This is a genomic window from Bradyrhizobium sp. P5_C11_2 (assembly GCF_054049755.1).
This window is the reverse complement of the sequence record NZ_JBFULT010000740.1, coordinates 1-3,033: the sequence shown is the minus strand read 5'-3', so window position 1 is coordinate 3,033 and position 3,033 is coordinate 1. Positions and strand designations below refer to the sequence as shown.

3 protein-coding genes are annotated in these 3,033 nt (G+C 62.8%); 2 read left to right on the top strand and 1 reads right to left on the bottom strand.

The annotated features are described in order from the left end of the window. Window positions 1–96: 96 nt before the first annotated feature. Window positions 97–840, bottom strand: a complete 744-nt coding sequence (locus tag ACXJL8_RS37815; RefSeq protein WP_456686688.1) for an SDR family NAD(P)-dependent oxidoreductase — start codon at window positions 838–840, stop codon at window positions 97–99. Window positions 841–983: 143 nt separating this feature from the next. On the opposite strand from ACXJL8_RS37815, the gene ACXJL8_RS37810 reads away from it, so the two are divergent. Together ACXJL8_RS37810 and ACXJL8_RS37805 are read left to right on the top strand one after the other, a co-directional pair. Continuing rightward, window positions 984–1,754: a methyltransferase domain-containing protein gene (locus tag ACXJL8_RS37810; RefSeq protein WP_456621371.1), complete on the top strand. Its 771-nt coding sequence runs from the start codon at window positions 984–986 to the stop codon at window positions 1,752–1,754. Window positions 1,755–1,953: 199 nt separating this feature from the next. Beyond that, entirely contained in the window at window positions 1,954–2,958 is a 1,005-nt protein-coding gene (locus tag ACXJL8_RS37805) for a DctP family TRAP transporter solute-binding subunit (protein ID WP_456621372.1), read from the top strand. Window positions 2,959–3,033 lie beyond the last annotated feature (75 nt).

Here is a 3,033-nt window from a genome sequence, read left to right as displayed (position 1 = left end):
GTTCTATGTCGCCTATTTTGCAACCGCCGCGTCGCTTGCGAGAGCAGATCAGACACTGCCTGCTCTCGCGGCCTGATCGGCTTCAGCGACCCCGCCCTAGAACTGATACCGCCGCAGCCCCCCATCCACCGGGATCACCGTCCCCGTGATGTACCGCGCCACCGGCGAGGCCAGAAACACCGCGAGCGCCGCGAGGTCCTCCGGCTCGCCCCAATAGCCGACCGGAATCTCTTCTTCCGCGAACCGCTCGCGATAATCCGGCGGGTAGTTGCGGCGGATCTGTTCGCTCATGATGCGGCCGGGCGGGATGCAGTTGATGGTGATGCCGTGCTCGCCGATCTCGCGCGACAGGCCCTTGGCCCAGGCGTGCACGGCGGCCTTGGCCGCGAACGCGGCGTTGAGGCCTTCCGGCTCGGACTTGCCGGTGATGTTGACGATGCGGCCCCATTTGCGCGCGATCATCTGCGGCAGCAGCGCATGCGCGATGCGGCGATAGCTGGTGAAGTTCAGCGCGATCGCTTCGTCCCATTTGCTGTCGGGCGCATCGACGGGAAGGGGGCGGCTGCCGCCGGCATTGTTGATGAGGATGTCGACATGGCCGAGCTCGCTCACGGCGAAGGCCGCGATCTTCTCCGCCGCGTCCTTCGCCATCAYGTCCTGCTCGAACGGTGTGATCAGCCCGCCGCCGACCTGCTGCACCAGCTCTGCGAGCWGGTCGGCCCGCCGCGCCACGCCCACGACGCGCACGCCTTCGGCAGCCAGGCCCTTGGCGATGGCGCGGCCGATGCCGATGCTCGCGCCGGTGACAACAGCGGTTTTCGATTTGAGCCCGAGGTCCATGGTCACACGCTCTCTTGTTTGCTTTTGCTTGTTGCTGTTCGTTTCCTGCCCGTCCCGCGGGCTTTGCGAATTGCCTGAGCGGGACGAGCAGTGGTAACCAAGAGGCGCAGCGAAGGAAACACGAAAAAGAAAAGGCTCACGAGATGGTCTGGGATCCGCAGCAATATCTGAAATTCTCCGGCCACCGGCTCCGGCCCGCAGTCGACCTCTTGATGCGGATTCCGGATTTTGCTCCGCGCCAGATCGCCGATCTCGGGGCCGGCGCCGGCAACGTGACAAAACTGATCAAGGAGCGCTGGCCGGATGCGACCGTGACCGGCGTCGAAGGTTCGGCCGAGATGGTCGCCGCGGGCCGCAAGGCCGCGCCGGACGTGGTCTGGTCACATGAAGATCTCGGCGCCTGGCGGCCCGCCAAGCCATACGACTTGATCTATTCCAATGCCGCACTGCACTGGCTGCCCAATCATGCGGCACTGTTTCCCTCGGTGATGGAGAAGGTCGTGCCCGGCGGCATGCTCGCGGTGCAGATGCCGCGCAACTTTCTGGCCCCCTCGCATGTGCTGATCGGCGAGACCGCGCTGAACGGACCCTGGCGGTCCAAGGTCGAGCATCTCGTCACCCCGCCGCCGGTCGAGGGGCCGGCCTTCTATCACGACTTGCTTGCGCCGCTGTCTGAGAACATCGACATCTGGGAGACCGAATATCTCCAGGTCCTCGAGGGCGAGAACCCCGTGAAAGAGTGGACCAAGGGCACCTGGCTGACGCGCTATCTCGACGTGTTGCAGGGCGACGAGAAGGCGGCCTTTGAGGCGGCCTATGGGATGCGGGTCGCGACAGCCTATCCGAAGAATGCAATGGGACAGACGCTGTTCCCGTTCCGGCGCCTCTTCGTGGTGGCCCAGCGCAAAGGTTAATGGCGCCGCCGCGATGCGGCATAAGCGCTCGCTTCGCGGGGCTGGAGCGGGTGCCGAGTTGCATATACACCAGCCGTCAAGATAGCTTGGCTGCGGCAAATTGGGCTTAGGTCTAGTTGTTCGGCTGGTGGATTGCTGCCACTACTGAAACCGTAAAATAAAAAAGACCCGGTTTCCGAGGTTGTTGGGGAGGTACTTCATGCGCAAGCTGCTGCTTTATGCGGTCGCGGCCGCCGCTATTCTTGTGGCCCCTGCCATTGCCCAGGCCCAAAACCCGATCGTCATCAAGTTCAGCCACGTCGTCGCCAACGACACCCCGAAAGGCAAAGGCGCGCTGAAGTTCAAGGAGCTCGCGGAGAAGTACACCGACGGCAAGGTCAGGATCGAGGTCTATCCGAACTCCTCGCTCTACAAGGACAAGGAGGAGATCGAGGCGCTGCAGCTCGGCTCGGTGCAGATGCTCGCGCCCTCGACCGCGAAATTCGCGCCGCTCGGCATCAAGGAATTCGAGGCGCTCGACCTGCCCTGGCTGTTCAAGGACGACCAGACCTACGCCAATGCGATGAAGGGCACGGTCGGCAAGTGGCTGTTCCAGAAGCTCGAGGCCAAGGGCATCACGGGGCTTGGCTATTGGGACAACGGCTTCCACATGGTCTCCTCCAGTCGCGCGCTGATGAAGCCTGCGGATTTCCAGGGGCTCAAGTTCCGCATTTCCGGATCGAAGATCGCCGACCAGTATTTCCGCCTGATCGGCTCGATCCCGCAGATCATGGCCTTCTCGGAAGTCTACCAGGCGCTCCAGACCGGCGTGGTCGACGGCTGCGAGAACACGGCGTCGAATTATTGGACGCAGAAATTCTACGAAGTGCAGAAGGACATCACCGTGTCCTATCATGCGCATCTGCAATATGCGGTCATCGTCAACTCGAAATTCTGGTCCGGCCTGCCGCCCGATATCCGCGCCCAGCTCGAAAAGGCGATGAACGAGGCGACCGACTACACCAACTCGATCGCGCGCCAGGAGAACGAGGACGCGCTGGCCGAGATCAAGAAGTCGGGCAAGACCACGCTGCACTATCTCTCCGACGCCGATCGCAAGGCCTGGCAGGAGGCGATGCAGCCGACATACAAATGGGCCAAGGGCCGGGTCGGGCAGGAGGTGCTCGATCTCGTCGCCAAGGAACTCGACGTCAAGATGAACTGACGCGCGTTCCGGGGAAACAACAATACGAACGGTCGGGAGTGTACGCACTCCCGGCCGTTTCGGTCTGATAAGGGG

Bases quoted from the DNA above. Each gene is read 5' to 3' on its own strand.
- ACXJL8_RS37810 (WP_456621371.1), top strand. From the start codon at position 984: ATGGTCTGGGATCCGCAGCAATATCTGAAATTCTCCGGCCACCGGCTC.
- ACXJL8_RS37805 (WP_456621372.1), top strand. From the start codon at position 1,954: ATGCGCAAGCTGCTGCTTTATGCGGTCGCGGCCGCCGCTATTCTTGTG.